The 743-nt window shown below is 55.9% G+C and carries 1 protein-coding gene; it reads right to left on the reverse strand.

Translation table 11 applies throughout. From position 1 onward, the window contains the following. Positions 1 to 743, reverse strand: a 743-nt coding sequence (locus HF921_RS13215; protein WP_264318213.1) for a sugar phosphate nucleotidyltransferase, incomplete at both ends; no start/stop codon positions are given.

Here is a 743-nt window from a genome sequence, read left to right on the forward strand (position 1 = left end):
GGCGCCGCTGATGATGCAGCCGCCGGAAACAATGCTGTCCAGTGCCATACCGCGTCTACCTTCGTCGTCGAACACGAATTTGGCCGGCGGTAATTGTTCCTGATAGGTCCAGATCGGCCAGCGGTTGTCATAAAGATCAAGATCGGGGGTGACATGTACGAGGTCGATATTGGCGGCCCAGTAGGCATCCACTGTGCCCACATCCCGCCAGTAACAGCGGCTGTTACCTCCTTCGGAACTGGAAATACAGCTATTACGGAAACGATGCGCGATTACCCGGTAGCGCGATACCATGTAGGGAATGAGGTCGTTACCGAAATCATGAGTAGAGTCGTGGCTGTCGGAATCGCGGATGAGCTGTTCATAGAGGAAGTCGGTATTGAACACGTAGACACCCATGCTTGCCAGGGCGCGATCGGGATTGCCAGGAATGGGGACCGGGTCCTGGGGTTTTTCGGTAAAGGCGATGACACGATCCTCGCTGTTGACGGCCATCACACCGAAGGACTTGGCTTCCTCCAGCGGCACCTCAATGCAGGCGACACTCATGTCGGCCTGGCTTTGGACGTGCTCGGCAAGCATCTGTCCGTAATCCATTTTGTAAATATGATCACCCGCCAGGATGATCACATAGCGCGGTCGATGGGCGCGGAGAATGTCGATGTTCTGGAAAATGGCATCGGCGGTGCCCTTGTACCAGCCGGTGTTCATGCGCTGCTGAGCGGGAAGAATCTCGGTGAACT

It is taken from the genome of Acidithiobacillus ferriphilus, from assembly GCF_018854775.1.
GTDB classification, from domain to species: domain Bacteria; phylum Pseudomonadota; class Gammaproteobacteria; order Acidithiobacillales; family Acidithiobacillaceae; genus Acidithiobacillus; species Acidithiobacillus ferriphilus.